Annotated in this window: 21 protein-coding genes; 19 read left to right on the forward strand and 2 right to left on the reverse strand. The window is 39.1% G+C overall.

Annotated elements, in window-relative coordinates; genetic code table 11:
• Position 1: 1 nt before the first annotated feature.
• The 7 genes from F1325_RS06850 to F1325_RS06880 all read left to right on the forward strand — a co-directional run bounded on the left by F1325_RS06850 (position 2) and on the right by F1325_RS06880 (position 5105).
• The gene (locus F1325_RS06850; protein ID WP_160230165.1) at positions 2–832 is read left to right on the forward strand and encodes a replication protein; all 831 of its coding nucleotides are present in this window, start codon (positions 2–4) and stop codon (positions 830–832) included.
• Positions 822–2240 (forward strand): replicative DNA helicase, encoded by a 1419-nt coding sequence (locus F1325_RS06855; protein ID WP_160230166.1) that lies wholly within the window; start codon positions 822–824, stop codon positions 2238–2240. The genes F1325_RS06850 and F1325_RS06855 overlap by 11 nt, the downstream gene beginning before the upstream one ends.
• Positions 2241–2294: 54 nt before the next feature.
• Positions 2295–2471 (forward strand): palmdelphin, encoded by a 177-nt coding sequence (locus F1325_RS06860; RefSeq protein ID WP_160230167.1) that lies wholly within the window; start codon positions 2295–2297, stop codon positions 2469–2471.
• A 340-nt stretch (positions 2472–2811) separates the two neighbouring features.
• On the forward strand, positions 2812–3555 hold the full coding sequence (locus tag F1325_RS06865) for a hypothetical protein (RefSeq protein ID WP_160230168.1): 744 nt from the start codon (positions 2812–2814) through the stop codon (positions 3553–3555).
• A gap of 112 nt (positions 3556–3667) precedes the next feature.
• Positions 3668–4261, forward strand: a complete 594-nt coding sequence (locus F1325_RS06870; RefSeq protein WP_160230169.1) for a DUF1367 family protein — start codon at positions 3668–3670, stop codon at positions 4259–4261.
• Positions 4262–4272: 11 nt separating this feature from the next.
• Positions 4273–4584 carry a Ref family recombination enhancement nuclease gene (locus F1325_RS06875; RefSeq protein ID WP_160230170.1) on the forward strand — a complete coding sequence of 104 codons (312 nt, stop codon included), beginning with the start codon at positions 4273–4275 and terminating at the stop codon, positions 4582–4584.
• Positions 4572–5105, forward strand: coding sequence for an antiterminator Q family protein (locus tag F1325_RS06880; protein WP_160230171.1), 534 nt, complete (start codon positions 4572–4574; stop codon positions 5103–5105). The genes F1325_RS06875 and F1325_RS06880 overlap by 13 nt, the downstream gene beginning before the upstream one ends.
• Positions 5106–5212: 107 nt before the next feature.
• Here F1325_RS06880 and F1325_RS06885 read toward each other — a convergent pair whose 3' ends face one another.
• Positions 5213–5683, reverse strand: a complete 471-nt coding sequence (locus F1325_RS06885; protein WP_160230172.1) for a hypothetical protein — start codon at positions 5681–5683, stop codon at positions 5213–5215.
• Between the two features lie 206 nt (positions 5684–5889).
• Between F1325_RS06885 and F1325_RS06890 the strand changes: the two genes are divergently transcribed.
• Genes F1325_RS06890 through F1325_RS06900 form a run of 4 tightly spaced genes read left to right on the forward strand, consistent with a single transcriptional unit; the run spans position 5890 to position 7239 of the window.
• On the forward strand, positions 5890–6159 hold the full coding sequence (locus F1325_RS06890; protein ID WP_004250558.1) for a hypothetical protein: 270 nt from the start codon (positions 5890–5892) through the stop codon (positions 6157–6159).
• Positions 6159–6629, forward strand: a complete 471-nt coding sequence (locus F1325_RS06895; RefSeq protein WP_104836572.1) for a lysozyme — start codon at positions 6159–6161, stop codon at positions 6627–6629. The genes F1325_RS06890 and F1325_RS06895 overlap by 1 nt, the downstream gene beginning before the upstream one ends.
• Positions 6611–6769 carry a hypothetical protein gene (locus F1325_RS19155; protein ID WP_167514938.1) on the forward strand — a complete coding sequence of 53 codons (159 nt, stop codon included), beginning with the start codon at positions 6611–6613 and terminating at the stop codon, positions 6767–6769. Before F1325_RS06895 ends, F1325_RS19155 begins: the two co-directional genes overlap by 19 nt.
• Positions 6770–6771: 2 nt before the next feature.
• Positions 6772–7239 carry a lysis protein gene (locus F1325_RS06900; protein ID WP_160230173.1) on the forward strand — a complete coding sequence of 156 codons (468 nt, stop codon included), beginning with the start codon at positions 6772–6774 and terminating at the stop codon, positions 7237–7239.
• 90 nt (positions 7240–7329) lie between these two features.
• On the opposite strand, the gene F1325_RS06905 is transcribed toward F1325_RS06900, so the two are convergent.
• The gene (locus F1325_RS06905; RefSeq protein WP_160230174.1) at positions 7330–7671 is read right to left on the reverse strand and encodes a hypothetical protein; all 342 of its coding nucleotides are present in this window, start codon (positions 7669–7671) and stop codon (positions 7330–7332) included.
• 99 nt (positions 7672–7770) lie between these two features.
• Here F1325_RS06905 and F1325_RS06910 point away from each other — a divergent pair, with 99 nt between their 5' ends.
• From F1325_RS06910 to F1325_RS06945, 8 genes are all read left to right on the forward strand, one after another.
• Positions 7771–8781: a terminase small subunit gene (locus F1325_RS06910; RefSeq protein WP_160230175.1), complete on the forward strand. Its 1011-nt coding sequence runs from the start codon at positions 7771–7773 to the stop codon at positions 8779–8781.
• 139 nt (positions 8782–8920) lie between these two features.
• Entirely contained in the window at positions 8921–9793 is an 873-nt protein-coding gene (locus tag F1325_RS06915) for an SEC-C metal-binding domain-containing protein (RefSeq protein WP_160230176.1), read from the forward strand.
• Between the two features lie 222 nt (positions 9794–10015).
• Positions 10016–11416, forward strand: a complete 1401-nt coding sequence (terL, locus tag F1325_RS06920; protein ID WP_160230177.1) for a phage terminase large subunit — start codon at positions 10016–10018, stop codon at positions 11414–11416.
• Between the two features lies 1 nt (position 11417).
• Positions 11418–12917 (forward strand): phage portal protein, encoded by a 1500-nt coding sequence (locus tag F1325_RS06925; RefSeq protein ID WP_160230178.1) that lies wholly within the window; start codon positions 11418–11420, stop codon positions 12915–12917.
• A 37-nt stretch (positions 12918–12954) separates the two neighbouring features.
• Positions 12955–13668 carry a phage head morphogenesis protein gene (locus F1325_RS06930; RefSeq protein WP_160230865.1) on the forward strand — a complete coding sequence of 238 codons (714 nt, stop codon included), beginning with the start codon at positions 12955–12957 and terminating at the stop codon, positions 13666–13668.
• Positions 13665–14927 (forward strand): DUF2213 domain-containing protein, encoded by a 1263-nt coding sequence (locus F1325_RS06935; RefSeq protein WP_160230179.1) that lies wholly within the window; start codon positions 13665–13667, stop codon positions 14925–14927. The genes F1325_RS06930 and F1325_RS06935 overlap by 4 nt, the downstream gene beginning before the upstream one ends.
• Positions 14927–15424 carry a structural cement protein Gp24 gene (locus F1325_RS06940; RefSeq protein WP_160230180.1) on the forward strand — a complete coding sequence of 166 codons (498 nt, stop codon included), beginning with the start codon at positions 14927–14929 and terminating at the stop codon, positions 15422–15424. Before F1325_RS06935 ends, F1325_RS06940 begins: the two co-directional genes overlap by 1 nt.
• On the forward strand, positions 15424–16491 hold the full coding sequence (locus F1325_RS06945) for a major capsid family protein (protein ID WP_160230181.1): 1068 nt from the start codon (positions 15424–15426) through the stop codon (positions 16489–16491). Before F1325_RS06940 ends, F1325_RS06945 begins: the two co-directional genes overlap by 1 nt.
• The last annotated feature ends 54 nt before the right edge of the window (positions 16492–16545 follow it).

Genomic DNA, 16545 nt, shown 5'->3' on the forward strand with positions numbered 1-16545 from the left:
AGTGAGAGCATCTGATTTGTTATTAGACTTTGGACGTCCAGTTGCTTATTTCCCTGGGTTAGTAAAACGTTTGGGCAGTGTAAATGCAGTAATATTTTTTAGCCAAATATTTTATTGGCAGGATAAAGCTGACTCTAAATTAGGTGTTTATAAAACATCAGAAGAAATTGAATCTGAGACGGGTTTAAGCTACCGAGAACAGCTTACGGCTAGAAAGCATTTAGTTAGCAGAGGTATTCTGGTTGAGACTAATAAACGCTTAGAGCATAAGATTTATTATCTAATTGACTGTGAAAAATTAGATTATGTCATGTCACAACCTATTGAAAATGCCCCAAATGCGCAAAGCGCAACTGGGGAAAGTCACAATAGTGATTTCGCGGAACAACAAAATGAACGACCGCGACAAGACAAAACTGACGGTGGCGATGAAACAAATCCGCAGTTCGATCCTACAGAGATTACTACATATATTACTACAGATATTACTGATGGTACGTCAGGAGAACCTGACGACAAAAAATCGTCATCAAAAATTAAATTGAATTATGAAAATATTATTAATTCATATCACGATATTTTGTCTGATATGCCAGCTATTAAAGTGATGACTGATGAGCGTAAACGGAAGCTAAGAAATTTCTGGATAAAATTTAAATTCAATCAAGAGCGCTGGGAAAATTATTTATCGTATATTGCCAGTAATTGTCGATGGATGATGAAGGATCGAGATAATGGGCGAGGGGGTACATGGCGACGTAAAAATTTAGATTATTTAATTACGGAACGTTGTTATGTTGCGGTCAAGGAGGAACGTGCTAATGACAAATGATTATTTCACCCCTCCATACAATCTTGAAGCAGAGCAGGCTGTACTAGGTGGCTTGATGATCAGCACTGACGAAGATAAGCGTCAACATGTGATATCACTAGTTAAATCAGGATCATTTTATTCAAGACCTCACAGTCGAATTTTTACAGAGATTGTTAAGTTAATAAAATCTGACTACCCAACAGATGTTATTACAGTTAGTGATTCTTTAACTCGTAGTGGTGATTTAGAAAAAGTTGGGGGATTTGCCTACATAGCGGAACTTTGTAGATTACCCTCAGTTGCTAACATTGTGAACTACGCTCGGATTGTACGAGACAAGGCGATACAGCGTTATGCTATCAACAACCTGAATACCTGCGTTGAAATGCTAATGGCGAATGATGGTCTTGATATCAACAATAAACTATCAAATGTTCAGCAGGTTGTATCAAGCATTGTAGAACATGCGAAAACAGGAAAAAGCAAAGGTTTAAGGCCTGCTCTAGATGTTGTTGGAGATTGGCTTGATGATGTTGATAGGCGCTTTAGTGATCCTAAAAATGCGGTGGGTTTTACTTTGGGTATAGAGTCACTGGATGAGTTAATGGCTCCTAAGCAGGCATTAAGAGGATCATTAATTGTTGTTGGTGCAAGACCCAAAATGGGTAAAACCGCATTTTATAATCGTGTTGCAACTCACTTTGCATTAAACCACCAGTTACCCACATTGCTTTTCAGCCTTGAAATGACAGACCGTGGGATCATTGAACGAATGATCTCTCAAGAAGGCGATGTATCTGCAGATATTTTTTATACAGGTACACATGATGATATGGAAATGGCTAGGGCATTAGCCAGAGCAAAAGAGATTGCAGAATCGAATATGTATATCGATAGCACTCCTGGTATTGATCTTAACCATATCATCGCTGAATGTCGCAAGGTTAAACGAGCTAAAGGGCAAATAGGCTTAATAGCGATTGATTACCTGACTCTTATCAAAGCTGGGCAGGCTGAACGTCGTGATATTGCATATGGTGATATTACTACGGGGTTAAAAAATCTAGCAAAAGAAATGGATTGCGTTGTCCTGTTATTAACCCAACTTAACCGTAAATTGGAAGATAGGGCAGATAAACGACCAACACCCGCTGATAGCCGTGATACAGGGCAAATTGAGCAAGATTGTGATGTATGGATTGGTTTATATCGTGATGCTGTTTACAACGATAATGCTGATAAATCGCTAATGGAAATTCTTCTCAGATTAAATCGTGATGGAAATACTGGTACCGCTTATGCTCAGTTGGTGAGTTCTTATATTAAAAATATTAGTAAGGGGGAGGCGGAAAGGTTGTCATTTAAAGGAAATGACAATAGAAAAAGCTATGCACGAAAAGGACAACAAGCTACAGAAGCATTTTAGATAAGTTAATTAGGGCTCGACCAAGTTATTAAATAAAACATTATAGGCAAGACCATGACAATTAAAGACTCTCTTACTCACGAATCTCTCGTTCGTGATAATCACCTCATATTACCCGACGATGGGTTAGACCATACACAGTGTCATATTGATCGCCTCCATGCATCAGCAAGAGCGAGAATAAAAGCACCTTATCAACCTAAGGTTAAGCCACAAAAATTGACGAGGTAATTATGTTTAGGCGTTCTTATTTGCCTGATGACTAACCTCACAATCGAGCTTTGTGGTCAGAAGAATATCACGAGTGCTGGTGGAAATTGAAAAGTTACCAGAGGTACATCGGGAGTTTTTTAGAGATAGATTGAATTATTGGCATGGGGCGTTGTAAGAAGTGTAATGAATAACTATTAGTATAGTAGCTGAATGTTGTCTCAGTGGCAGAGCTGAATGTTGGATTACACAAGGAGAGCGTGAGTTAAAATTAGAAATCATAATAAATTAGCTTTTATTAATTACTATGAATCATTAGAATACATTCAAATTTTATCTTAATAGATTGTATGGAGTTAGTGTGTTTAATAAAAAAGAACTAAAGGATATTTTATTAAAAAAAATAATTTTCCCTGATTTTTCAAATAAAATAACTCGATTGGTTATTGGTGTAGGTATTACTATCATATTAGCGCCTATGCCACTAAAAGTGGTTTTTTATAATTGGCTTATTAATACTTTTAATCTAAATAGTGGAGAGTTGTTAAAATTATCAGACTTTCAATCTGGTTCCGCCGATTATATTTGGGGATTTTCTTTAATAACAGTAGCTTTACTACATAATGTAGTATACAAAATATACTGTTATAAAATAGATAAACCTAAGCGAGAGAAGCAAAACGAAGTTGATCAAAAACTTTTTTCTAAATTTATAACAATGCTACCAGCTAATAGTTCTTCAATAGACCTATTACAGTCTCATGATTTTGGTAATAGTTTTTATGGAGATATAATAAAGAATTTAGAAGATGTAATAATTGTATTTGATAATGTAGAACATAAATTCTTAGATGAAGAATTAGAAACTGCAAAAAATAGTTTTATACAAAAATTAAAGGATTTTAGTAATAAAATTGGAATCTATACTGGTGTGGCTGGGGGAAATGTTAAATTTTTATCATGCATCCCAGATCGCTATAAAGGAGAGTACCATCTCCCTGAGTATATTATTAAACAGATAAAAGAATTAAATTCAACCAGTTCATCTTGTTATTATTTGTATGAAAAATTTGTCAATCAAGCTAGAAATAAATTAAATGTTTAAGTTTTTAATATTAATCATTAGTGATGAGTAAATTAAAATTACGTGATATAATTTAATTCATTGGCCTGAACACCCAATCCTAAATATTTGCTGTGTCAACTGAGAGTCAAGTATGGCACAGCATAGCTTTATCAAAATGCCTAACGATACTCTTGTACCGGCTAACCCTGTTACGAGAGATTTTCTGCATTCAAAAATCAAGTGTGGTGATGTGCTTTCAGCTAATTTTAAGAAAGCTCGTAACCCTCGATTTCATCGTAAATACTTCGCATTACTCAACTTAGGCTATGAATATTGGGAACCAGTTGGCGGTACCATTTCACCAGAAGAAAAAGAGCTCGTGCGTGGTTATATCACATTCCTTTCATGTTACACGGATAATGCTGACGCGCTCTTATCAGCATCCGATATCTATCTAGAAGAAGTCGCACAAAATCGTGCACAAAATATCTCAGCAACAAAATCATTTGATGCTTTTCGCTATTGGGTTGTAGAACAAGCCGGTTATTACGATACGTTTGAAATGCCTGACGGTAGTTTACGTCGTGTCGCTAAATCAATCAGCTTTGCAAATATGGATGACTTAGCATTTAGCGAACTCTACAAAGCCACACTCGATGTGCTTTGGAATTTTATCCTTCGTCAGCAATTCCCCACTCAAAAAGCTGTAGAAAATACAGTATCTCAATTATTAAGTTTCACATAGAGGTAAGACCAATGATCAAATCAAAGACCAAAGAAGAAAGACAGTGGCTATCAGATGTAGCGGAACTGGGTTGTATTTGTTGCCGCAATATGGGGCTTGGGGCAAGTAGAGCGGAAATACACCATGTTAGAACAGGGCAGGGAATGGCACAGCGAGCTAGTCATACAGAGGTTTTACCGCTATGCCCACCTCATCATAGAGCATGTTATGAAACCGGTTTTCATGCTTCACCTAAATCATGGCAAGAAATTCATGGTAGTGAGATTGAGTTATTAGAACAGACTAAGCAAGAAGTAATGGAGTTACGAGCATGTCGAGTATAAAGAGTATATCTGATGGGTTAAGGCTTGATGATGTTCAGGTCGCATGGATTCAGCCGTGGTTGTCAAAATTTGGAGCATGGGTATATTCAGGGAGAATAGAAAAAAGGCAAAGTAGCATTATTGCTGAATTTATGGCGACAGTAGAAAAGCGTGATTACCCTGAGCGAGAAATGTGTAATGACGACGATGGTATGTTGATCGCTAAAGTGGTCGATAAAATTTATCACATAGACAGAATAGCGTTTACGCTCTTATTACTGCGTTATGCCTTTGGTAGCTCAGATCGCGCTATTGCTCGTTATTATCACCATATCGTGAAACCGCGCCAAATGATTAGACGCAATAGAACGGTAGAATATAGAAAACCTTCTATGTCTACATGCAGAAGAGAAATTGAGGACATAATTAGTTCAGCAGAATATTTAATTTACCCATATTTAAAAGATGCATTTAAAAAACGAGAAAAAGAGTGGAAAAGTAAAAATAATAGTAAGAACGTGTTGACTTCTTTGAGCCAATGATCCACTATTTAAGTATAAGTTGCCGTTTTTATACAGTGACCAACTAACCCAGCCTAAGCGCTGGGTTTTTCGTTTATATCAAATAGTAAATATCATGTATTAGTTTTTTATTGATTTAACTTGGTTTCCCAGAAATTTACTGCAGATGTTACTATTGTTGGTAAGTGGTAATAGTGGATATTTTCGTTCGTTTTATCTAGAACAATAAATACTTCACTAGCTTCTGAGAATCCTCCCTCACCAAATGGAACTTCAAATAAACTAGGAATATTAGTTTGAGAAACTTGCTCAGATGATTTTATAACGGATCTTTTATTGCTTAGTACATGGTGTTTAGCAGCATTACAAATATCGCTAATAGTGTTTAAATGTGGGCATTCAGCATATAAGCTTGCATTTATTTTAGTTTTAATGTCTTTTTTGCCGTAATTATCATATAGATAGTCTTTTATGTGATTAATGACAATTGCTGCAAGAAACCCTTTTCTTATGCTTGTTCTTTCATGTAGAAAATCATCGACAGTTGGTTTCACTATTTCATTATAAAATTTTATTGCGGAAGTTTTATTTTCAGTCATGTTCGCCCCATTATTTGTTATATTGTAAGTTAATATTATGAATCATCATACATATGTCATTCTAACTTCCATATATCTAAAATCACATATCATTAAATAAATTTAATAATTCTTCCAATAAAATGAATACTTTTATTTAGTATTTATTCAACGAGTTAGATTAAAAAATATTAATTAAAAAACTGGACACTCCGTAGGGGGTGTATATGCGCATGGACAAATTAACCAATGCTACCTACGGAACGGCTGGCTTAACTGCCTTTTTTGCAAGTCTCTCATTGTATGAATGGGGATTTGTAATAGGGATGGGATTTAGCATGCTTCTTGGATTAGCAACTTATTTGATGACACGACGAGAACAGCGAAAACGAACAGCATTATTTGCTGAATTGGTTCATCGAAATTGTTCTAGTGATCCGCGAGAAATCGAAAAAATAGTCGGTGAGATGCTGACTAAAGCTAAAAAGGACATCTAATGAACCTAAAACAAAAAGTGACTGCTGTTGCGAGTGCTGGCGCTGTAAGTATTGCACTAACAGTGATTGGTTATTTTGAGGGCGTGCGTTATGAACCTTACCGCGATGTTGCTGGAATTCTGACGGTTTGTTATGGCCATACTGGAAACGACATTATTCAAGGAAAGACCTATACACAACAAGAGTGTGACGAATTACTACAGAAAGACTTTATCAGAACGCAACAGCAAGTTGATATCCTGGTTAAAGTGCCGGTCGATGATAAAACAAAAGCTTCTCTATATTCCTTTGCTTTTAATGTGGGTACCACGGCTTTTGCACGCTCTACATTGCTTAAGAAATTAAATGCTGGTGATCAGAATGGCGCTTGTGAAGAAATGAAACGCTGGGTTTATGCTGGTGGAAAGGTGTGGCGAGGGTTGGTCAGTCGTAGAGAGGCGGAGTCAGCATTATGCAATGGAAGTCTTTAATCATCATCGTCGGTTTTATTCTTACATTACTCATCTCGGTTGCTGGTGGCATTTATCTCTCAATTGATAATTCATGTGTTAACGATAAAGCCAGTTTAGAAAAACGCTGTCAGGTAGCTCTCTCACATCATCGGTACTAATTATGAAGTATTGGAAATTTTACATTGTTGTTGTGATAGTGGGGATTGTTGCTGGTGGGTGTGTGCTGATTAATACACAAGCTAAAAAAATTAACATACTGGTAGAAAATAACAAAGAACTGACTACCACACTCGAAGAGCAAAAGGCTATCAATGTTTATTATCAAGCCCGTGTAGAGCGACTAAATCAACTTGATACAAGACACACACAGGAGCTAGTTAATGCAAAGAATGAAATTAATCGCTTGCGTGATCTTAGTGAGCGTAATCCTGAGCGGGTGTACATCAAAGCCGAATGTCCAAAATCCGAAGGTGCTACCACCTCCGGCATGGATGATGCAACCACCGCCCGACCTACTGACACCGCTATCCGAAATTATTGGTTACTCCGAGAACGAATTGCAGAGTCAGAGCAAGTGATTAAAGGGTTGCAGGAGTACGTGAGAACAGAGTGTAACGTTGATTATTAATTTATGATGTGCATTCAAAAATACTATCAGGCATTGAGATTAATGGCTGATAAATAGAAGCAACATATAACCATGTGATAAGCATTGAACCTAGAGCAAAACATATATATATATGAAAACTAATTTTAAAGTGAATTTCTCATTTTTTTGGGGTTTTATCGGAAAGTGATTAGTAAAGACATCATTGATAAAGAAAAAAAATAGCATAGCGATAAGAATAGCACTTACATCATATGGGTTAACTTGTAGCTTAGGATATTTACATGATGCCCTGATTGTTATAAGGAGAATTAAACCATTTACTACTGTATAAGCTGCCAAGTTTGATACTATGATACTAATTCTTTTACTAATTGATGGTACTTCATCAAAAAAATCATTTAATTTTTCGGCATATCTATTTATTGGTTCAATTATTTTACTAATCTTCATTAATACATTCCTTAAATTAACGTTTAGCAAGTCAATATAACTCATTACAAAGCTTATTTTAACGAATGGGCTTTTTAATAGGCTAAGGAGATAAACACAATGGCAAAACCGGATTGGGGGATGCTACAACAACAGTTCCTCGCCGAACATGCTATAACAGGAATATCCCCTAAAGAGTGGTGTGAACTAAAGGAACTAAACTACGCAACAGCTCGACGATATATCAAAATATCCAGTGTGCAGAATGCGCAAAAAACTGCGCACAAGAAATTGCGCACTGCGCAGAAAAAAGAATGCGCAAAAGAGTCAATGCGCAATAGTGATATACCAGATGCGCAGAGTAATGAATCAAGTAATGCGCACGATGATGAAAACACCTTTAGTCTGCGCAATTACGGGCTAACAGAACAACAGAGTAAATTTGTTAGTGAATACCTTATCGACTTAAATCGAACAGGAGCATATAAGCGAGCCGGTTATAAAGGCGAAGGAAATACAGCTTATGTAAATGCTACTCGCATGCTAAGAAATGCTAAGGTTTCACGAGCAATCACAGACGCATTAGCAGAACGGGAACGCAGAACAGAGATAACCCAAGATGCTGTATTAAAAATATGGTGGGATATCGCAACGGCAGATGTTAACGAGTTGACCGAATACCGACGATTATGTTGCCGTCATTGCTGGGGCTTTGGTTTCAATTACCAGTGGCGTGATTCAATAGAGTTTGAAGATGCTATTAAAAAAGCAGTCGTAGCAAAGAAACCGCCTCCACAAGATGAGGGCGGTTACGGTTACGATGAAACATTAGATCCAAATCCTGATTGCCCTCGTTGTAACGGTGCTGGTATTGGCCGTGCGTACTTTCATGATACGCGTGATTTAACAGGGCCAGCGCGTCGAGTATTTGCTGGCGTGAAAGAAGGTAAGTTTGGTGTTGAGGTTATTACTCGTAATCAAGATGAAGCGCTTAAGATGGTTGCACAGCATTTAGGTATGCTAAAGAACAAGACGGAATTAACGGGTGCAGATGGTGGGCCTGTTCAAACAACAGGCATTGACCTTAGCCATTTGAGCTTAGAGCAACTCATGCAGTTGAGGCAAAAATAAAGTATTAAATGAATTACTTATATTATAGAAAGTACATTATATTAATGAATAATATATTTAGTATTATTTATGATAAGTGATAAGGTTAGCATTTATTATTAAAATAATTTTACTTGCATATTGACTGGATGATTTTTTAATGAATAGAAATCCACCAAAAAGTGTAATTCAAATACTCAAACAAGAAGTAGGATTTGGATGTCCAGTACCTGGATGTGGTAATCCTTATCTTGAATGGCACCATTTTGATCCTCCATGGTGTGTTGAAAATCACCATAGGGCAGAAGGAATGATAGCTTTATGCACTCATCATCATAAAAAAGCTGATAGTGGTGCTTATACAAATGAACAATTAATTGAATTTAAAAGTAATAAGGCTAACTCGGAAATAGTAAAAGGTAACTTTGAGTGGCGACGAAATAAAATATTAACATTGATTGGTGGAAATTTTTTTTATGAAACACCTCGCCCTTTAGTGATAGATAACCATGATGTTGTTTCTTTGATTCGAGATGACAATGGTTATTTATTATTAAATATAGAAATGCTTAGTGTTTTGAAAGAAGAACGTTTGATAATGAAGGAGAATTGCTGGGAAAATATAGGAAAGCCTGTAGATATTAAATGTCCACCTAGTGGTAAAAAACTTGAAATTAAATATGAAAATGGTGATTACCTTTCAATAGAATTTTATGTTGTTAATAATGAAGATTTATTCTTTGAAAAATTTAATTGTAAAGCTCCTGATCTTTTAGAATTTCCGTTAACTATTTCTGAAATTAATTTCAATGTGGGGGGGCTGGATCTAAAAGCATCTCCTATTGGTACAAACATTCAGAACAATCAGTTTACTGGGTGTTTCAGTATCCATTGTAGTGTAGGGATGATGCTGAATTTAGGAATTAAGTGGAGGCAAAATTGGAATCTTGTGCCAGTTCCTGAATCTAGATTATCCCCATGTCCTTGCAACAGTGGCTATAAATATAAGCACTGCCATGGGCAACTAACGTAAACAGCTATTATTTTTTTATATATATTCTATTTAACATAATGATGCTTAAGCGTCCCTTCACTTTTTAACTCAATTAAAAAAGAAAGCCAAACCGATAAAAGCCTAAATCTTCTTCCTGAATTTAGGCTTTTTATTTGTTGCTAATTTGTTATCAGAAACTCACTTTCCATTTCACTGTTATTTTGAGGTGAAAGGGCTATTTATTACATTTTAGGTGTGACTATGGATATCGATTTCAGTTTGTTTGATGAAGAGATCGAAAGGGAGATAGCACGCCGTAGTTTGCATGAATTTATTCAGTATATAAACCCTGAATACATTACAAGCCACTTTTCAGAAACGGTATGTAATGCGCTAGATATATTTATTGAAAATATGATGAAGGGTGAGCGCCCTAAGTTAATTTTAAGTGCGCCCCCTCAGCATGGTAAGTCTGATATTGTTTCTCGCTATTTGCCAGCCTATTTCTTTGGTAAATACCCAAATATGCGCGTTGGTGCATTATCGTACTCCTCAGATTTAGCGGGTGATATGAATACCGATGTTCAGCGCATTATGATGTCCGATGAATATCGTGTGCTATTTCCTAAAACTTGGTTAGGCAACAGGCCTGAGAACGGCATTGCAGTTAAACGTAATTCTGATGAGTTTGGTCTTGCCAACCACAAAGGAGGCTATGTTTGTGCGGGGGTAGGTGGCCCATTAACGGGTAAGAAAGTTGACCTCGGTATTATTGATGACCCGATAAAGAACTCAAAAGAAGCGCTTAGCCAGACTGTTAAAAAATCAATTTGGAACTGGTACGTTTCGACTTTTAAGACCCGTTTATCAAAAAATAGCGGTGAAATTATCATGGCCACTCGGTGGGCAACTGATGATTTGTCTGGCCAATTAAAAGAAAAAGCGCCTGAAACCAAGGTGCTTGCATTCCCTGCAATCAATGAGCGAGGGGAAGCACTGGTACCAGAGTTACACCCAATTGACAAACTCCTTGAGACAAAAGCAATCATTGGTGATTACTTCTGGTCTGCAATGTACCAACAATCACCTAAGCCGGGTGATGGTCAAATTTTCCACGAAGAATTTGCTCAGTATTACTTACCGAAAGACCTGCCTGAAAAATTCGATAAGGTTATCCATAGTTGGGATATGACCTTTAAAGATAGTGACGGTACTGACTATGTGGTAGGGCAAGTATGGGGCAAGAAAGACGCAAATGCTTATTTACTGTATCAAATTCGAAAACGCATGAGCTTTACTGAAACCTTAAAGTCAGTGAAATGGTTGGCTGAAAAATTCCCTGAAGGGCGACGTAAGCTGGTGGAAGACAAAGCTAATGGCCCTGCTGTAATCGACTCTCTCAAATCAACCGTCTCAGGGTTAATTCCCGTCGAGCCAGATGGTAGCAAGGTTGCTCGTGCTCATGCGTGTACTGCTGAGTGGGAGGCTGGAAATGTGTGGCTCCCCCACAAAGACATTGCGCCGTGGATTGTAGAAACCGTAGAAGAGATCATTACATTCCCGTTCTCTAGCAATGACGACACAGTGGATGCGATGACGCAAGCATTACGTGATTTATATCAGAAGAAAAAAGGCGGTTTCTTCTCTCGTAAGAGGACTTAGTATGTGGCCATTTAGTAAGAAAAAAATTGAAATAAAAAAAGTAACCAAACGGTCTGCGTTCTCAACGCATTTATATTCTTCACTGGTTCCTAATAATGACTTTAAAGGATTGGACTTACCCCAGCCTATAATTAATGGCGTCGCAATGGATAGCATTGATAGCTATGTCCCTTCATTTAAAGGCGAGCAAGTTTACGGTGTACCTGAGGCTCAAGCTTCTTGGTATGCCTCACAAATGTTTATCGGCAACAATATGTGTGCGGTTATCGCTAAACATTGGCTTGTTGATAAAGCTTGTAATATGCCCGCGCGTGATGCGATACGTCAGGGTTACGATATTGATTGTGATAATGACGATGATAGAACTATCAGTAAAAAACTCCGTAAACGCGATAAAAAATACCGTATTACACACCAACTGAAAGAGTTGGTTCATTTTGGGAGAGTATATGGCGGTCGTTTAGCATTATTTGTTGTTGAGACATCTAACCCGAAAGAGTGGTACGAAAACCCGTTTAATATCGATGGCGTGACAAAAGGCATGTACAAAGGGATCAAACAGATTGATCCTCAATGGGTAACACCTGATTTAACGGATGCCAATGTTCAAGATCCTGCCAGCATGGATTTCTACGAGCCGACCTATTATGTAATTGGTGGGCGTAAGTATCACAAGTCTCACTTTATTAAGTTTGTACCGTTTCCTGTTCCTAACGTGCTTAAGCCAATGTACAACTACTTTGGTGTATCAGTGCCAGAACGCATTTATGAGCGTGTCTATGCATCAGAGCGTACCGCTAATGAAGCGCCACAACTGGCAATGACTAAGCGCTTACTGACTATTGGTATGGCAGATGTTGAGGGAATGGATGAATTGACTATTCGTCAAAATATCCTTGAGTTCATTGAGATGAGAGATAATTACGGTGTTCAGACAGTAGGTAAAGAAGATGTAGTTCAACAGTTCGATACGTCATTAGCGGATTTAGACGCCACCATTATGACGCAATATCAGCTGGTGGCATCAGCTTCCAATGTACCCGCGACAAAGCTATTAGGCACAACACCGAAAGGCTTTAACTCAACGGGGGAATACGAAGAGGCTAATTATCGCGAAGAGCTTGAGAGCATTCAATCAAACGACCTTGAAGAGCTATTACAGCGCCATTACGACATGCTAATGCGTAGCGATGGTTTACCTGTGACAGAAATCTCTATCACATGGGCACCGCTTGATAGCCCAACGGCTGTTGAGAGTGCGGATATTGAGCTTAAGCAAGCACAAGCCGATTCAGCCTATGCAACAACAGGGGCTATTGATGGGTTAGATATCCGCAAGAAACTGGCCAGTGATAAAGCATCTAGCTATTATGGTATTGAAGTGAACGAGGCAGATTATGTCGAGGCGAATACGAGTACGAACGAAGCGAGCGCAATGGGCAACCTCTCGCCAAGCAGTAATGAAAGGGAAGCCCCTGCAGTATTCAGTAGCGCCCTCTAGTCGTTATCAAGGTGACATGTCACGCCTCATTAATTCAATGATTAAAGACTATGAAAAAGTGTTTAGTGAATTAAATGACGACTTTGATGGCTTTACGATGGATGCCTGCTTTGCCAGTCAAACACGCATCTGGCTTAACCGACTAAAACGTAAATGGGATAAGATTTTCAAACAAAAATCCACAGAGATTGCAGATAAATTTGTTTCCCAAGTCGATATAGGCGCAAAACGTAATTTAGATGATTCTCTCAAACAGTTGTCAGGGGGGATCACCATTAAAACCCCTGATATGCCCGAAGCCTTGAAAGATAAAATCATTGCCTCTACAGCTGAAAACGTATCGTTAATTAAATCCATTCCTCTGCAATTTCATCAACGTATTGAAAGTGTTGCTTTACGCTCTATTAGCCAAGGTGGTGAGGGCGCAAAGACACTATTAGAGGAAATTCGGCATACTGGCAGTGTGACAGAGAAAAGGGCGAACTTTATCGCTGTTGACCAAACGCGAAAGATTACTACGGCGGTTAACTATGAACGTATGAAATCTGCTGGTATTCGTAAGGCGGTTTGGCATCACTCTGGTGGGAGTGCAGAACCTCGTGAATGGCATATTAAATTGGACGGTGAAGTGTTTGATTTAGATAACCCACCGATTATTGATCCTAAAACGGGAGAACGAGGATTGCCCGGACAATTACCAAACTGTAAGTGCTTCTGGACACCGGTTATTGATTTTGGTGACGAGACATGACAAAGCGACAATATGATTTAAATGGCTGGCTAGAAGTGAAAGATAACCCCATCTCTAAAGTTGGGGTTTTTGATTATTTAGGGTTTGAAATTGGCGCACCGATACCTGAAAAGATTTACAAGGTGTATCGCCCACAAGAAGAACTGGCCAGCACAGAGACAATTAACTCCTTCAAATTAATGCCCTTTGTTGATGAGCATGAAATGTTAGGGAAAGACGGCACACCCGCAGAGGCAAAGGGGATACAAGGGGTAATCGGGGAGCGGGTTTATTTTGAATATCCCTACCTCAGAGGCAATATCAAAATCCTGTCTAATTCAGCGCTTAATCAAATTGATGGGGGAAAAATTGAATTATCTCCGGGTTATCGCTGTATTTACGATTTCACACCAGGCGAATTTAACGGTGAACGTTATGACGCCATACAACGGCATATTAGAGCCAACCATCTTGCGTTAGTCGATGAAGGGCGCACTGGCGCTGATGTTGCTGTGCAAGACCACTCCGTTATTACCATAGACACAAAGGAACTTATTCGCATGAATCCTGAAGATGAAAATAAAGACAAACCAACCACTGATGAAGGTGCCTTTACGCCCGAGCAATTGGAAGCGTTAAAAGCGATTATCAAAGAAGCAATCACCAGTGCTAAACCTGCAACAGATGATGAGCCAGACGATCAAGATAAGTCTTCAACTGATTCAGACCCTGACGAAGAGCAGAAAGCAGAAGAAGCAGTGGAAAAAGCTGAAATTGCCACAGAAGAGGCTGAATCTGGCGAACCTGAAGCAGTAGAAAAAGCCGAGGTCGCGATTGAAACTGCAGTCGAAGCGATTGAAGAAGCTAAAGAGCATCTTGACCAAGCAACTACCGATGGTCTTAATCGTCGTTTAAAGCGCCTAAATCGTAGCATGACTGCAATGGATGAAATGGCATCTCTGAAACGTAAAATTAAGCGATTAGAGAAAGCAAAACCGGCAATGGATACGGGTGAATTACTCAAACAAATCGGTGCGCGTGATGCGTTAGCGCATAAATTAACGCCGTTTATTGGTGTGTTTGACCACTCTGCTATGACTCAACAACAAGTCGCGGAGTACGGTGTTAAAGAACTGGGTATTCAATGCAGTAAGGGAACCGAAGCGATTGCTCTTGATGCATGGATGCAGGGACGTGTACCTGATTCTCAAAAGCCCAGCTCAACAATGGACTCTGCAGTGAGCAATAAAACAATTATGGATAAATGGGGAGCTAAATAATGGCAATTCCTAAATCAGTAGCAGATGGTTTAATTTCTGGTGTTGTCGGTGAAATTAGTCATGCAGGCCCTATTCGCGCTGTTTCAGCCATTCTTAGTTCAACGGATGAAAAGCTGAATATTTTCGGTCGCGCCTATACCTACAAAGATGATTCAGTGGAATCCGTTCAAGTCGGTGGTAAAGGGGCATTTGCGGGGATCATGATTAATCCTAAAGCCTATCGTATCGAAGAACAATTTGCTCGTAATGGCACACAGGGCGAATTCCTGACAATGGGGGAAGTTTTCGTTGAGCTAAAAGAAGTGGCAGGAAAAATCAACGCACCGGTTGTGTTCGATGAAGCTGACGGCTCGCTATCTTCTAAAGCCAGCATTAGTGCCGGTGATCGTGTCATTGGTTTTATCAGCCGACACCTGGAATCCACAGAAAGTGCTCACTTGGGCATTATTCGTTTAACAGAAATCCCATATCCAGCATCTCCAAAGGAAGGTGAATAATGCCAGTCAGTAAAATTAAGTTTCACATGTCTGGCCGTGATGTCAAAAAACATGGCCAACTGAATATTAACCCTGACCAGAAATGGACATACGGAGAATTAGCGCAAATCGGCTTTGGTGGTTTTTCTGCGATGGACTCCGCAATTAGCGGTGGTGCAATGCAGGGGGGCTTAATTCAACGCGAAATGTTGCAACACGTTTTGCACGGTGTTATTCGTACCGCTACGCGTGTTCGTGTGTTGGATGAAATCACCGGTATCGTCAATGCGGGCGAATGGCATGATGAAGAGATCATTCTGAATGTGGCGACACCAACCGGTAAAGCCGAGCTTTATGGTGATCATACCAATGTGCCATTAGCGTCTTATGCGCAAGACCAAGAGCGCCGTGGTCTTGTCCGTTTCGAATTAGGTTTCCAAGTCGGTAAATTAGAAGAAGCGCGCCAATCGTCAGCAGGCTTTGTTGCGATGGAAGAAAAGCGCAATTCAGTGACTGAATCATTAGAGCAAGGGCGTGAGCGAGTGGGTTACTACGGGTTTAATAGCCCTGAAACGCGCGTCTTTGGTTTGATGAATGAGCCTAACTTGCCTGCCTATGAAACCGCAAAGAGTAAATGGAAAGGAGGAACATTTGCGGATATTACTGCTGATATTACCGATATGTTCTCGCGTATTGAAACGAGTTCTGGCGGTATTATCAAAGATGATACGCCAATCACCTTAACATTACCGTTGGGCTTTCGTTCTACACTGAATGTGGCTAATCCGGTGGCACGTGGTGAAACAGTCAAACAATGGATAAATGAAAACTATCCCAATATGCGTCTGATTTTCTCTCCTGAATTTGTTGGCGCAAATGGTGGGGCTGATGTGGCCTATATGTTCGCAGATAGCATTGATGATGGCTCAACGGCAACCAGTGCGGTGATCCTTCAAGTCGTTCCTGCGAAATACCAGTTATTAGGCTCACTCAACCAAATTAAAGGGTATATGGAAGATGCAACCAATGCGACTGCAGGTGTATTTGTGACCCGTCCGTGGGCGGTGACACGCTTAACAGGAATTTAATCTTACCACTTCTCTTTTTGCGCCCTCATTTGAGGGCTTTTTTATATCCAAACA

The sequence above is a fragment of the Proteus columbae genome (genome assembly GCF_009914335.1).
Classification (GTDB): domain Bacteria; phylum Pseudomonadota; class Gammaproteobacteria; order Enterobacterales; family Enterobacteriaceae; genus Proteus.

What these genes read in the sequence shown, in the direction of transcription:
- F1325_RS06855 (WP_160230166.1), top strand. Translation starts at nt 822, where the DNA reads ATGACAAATGATTATTTCACCCCTCCATACAATCTTGAAGCAGAGCAG.
- F1325_RS06860 (WP_160230167.1), top strand. Translation starts at nt 2,295, where the DNA reads ATGACAATTAAAGACTCTCTTACTCACGAATCTCTCGTTCGTGATAAT.
- F1325_RS06870 (WP_160230169.1), top strand. Translation starts at nt 3,668, where the DNA reads ATGGCACAGCATAGCTTTATCAAAATGCCTAACGATACTCTTGTACCG.
- F1325_RS06875 (WP_160230170.1), top strand. Translation starts at nt 4,273, where the DNA reads ATGATCAAATCAAAGACCAAAGAAGAAAGACAGTGGCTATCAGATGTA.
- F1325_RS06880 (WP_160230171.1), top strand. Translation starts at nt 4,572, where the DNA reads ATGTCGAGTATAAAGAGTATATCTGATGGGTTAAGGCTTGATGATGTT.
- F1325_RS06885 (WP_160230172.1), bottom strand. Translation starts at nt 5,683, where the DNA reads ATGACTGAAAATAAAACTTCCGCAATAAAATTTTATAATGAAATAGTG.
- F1325_RS06890 (WP_004250558.1), top strand. Translation starts at nt 5,890, where the DNA reads ATGCGCATGGACAAATTAACCAATGCTACCTACGGAACGGCTGGCTTA.
- F1325_RS06895 (WP_104836572.1), top strand. Translation starts at nt 6,159, where the DNA reads ATGAACCTAAAACAAAAAGTGACTGCTGTTGCGAGTGCTGGCGCTGTA.
- F1325_RS19155 (WP_167514938.1), top strand. Translation starts at nt 6,611, where the DNA reads ATGCAATGGAAGTCTTTAATCATCATCGTCGGTTTTATTCTTACATTA.
- F1325_RS06900 (WP_160230173.1), top strand. Translation starts at nt 6,772, where the DNA reads ATGAAGTATTGGAAATTTTACATTGTTGTTGTGATAGTGGGGATTGTT.
- F1325_RS06905 (WP_160230174.1), bottom strand. Translation starts at nt 7,671, where the DNA reads ATGAAGATTAGTAAAATAATTGAACCAATAAATAGATATGCCGAAAAA.
- F1325_RS06910 (WP_160230175.1), top strand. Translation starts at nt 7,771, where the DNA reads ATGGCAAAACCGGATTGGGGGATGCTACAACAACAGTTCCTCGCCGAA.
- F1325_RS06915 (WP_160230176.1), top strand. Translation starts at nt 8,921, where the DNA reads ATGAATAGAAATCCACCAAAAAGTGTAATTCAAATACTCAAACAAGAA.
- terL (WP_160230177.1), top strand. Translation starts at nt 10,016, where the DNA reads ATGGATATCGATTTCAGTTTGTTTGATGAAGAGATCGAAAGGGAGATA.
- F1325_RS06925 (WP_160230178.1), top strand. Translation starts at nt 11,418, where the DNA reads ATGTGGCCATTTAGTAAGAAAAAAATTGAAATAAAAAAAGTAACCAAA.
- F1325_RS06930 (WP_160230865.1), top strand. Translation starts at nt 12,955, where the DNA reads ATGATTAAAGACTATGAAAAAGTGTTTAGTGAATTAAATGACGACTTT.
- F1325_RS06935 (WP_160230179.1), top strand. Translation starts at nt 13,665, where the DNA reads ATGACAAAGCGACAATATGATTTAAATGGCTGGCTAGAAGTGAAAGAT.
- F1325_RS06940 (WP_160230180.1), top strand. Translation starts at nt 14,927, where the DNA reads ATGGCAATTCCTAAATCAGTAGCAGATGGTTTAATTTCTGGTGTTGTC.
- F1325_RS06945 (WP_160230181.1), top strand. Translation starts at nt 15,424, where the DNA reads ATGCCAGTCAGTAAAATTAAGTTTCACATGTCTGGCCGTGATGTCAAA.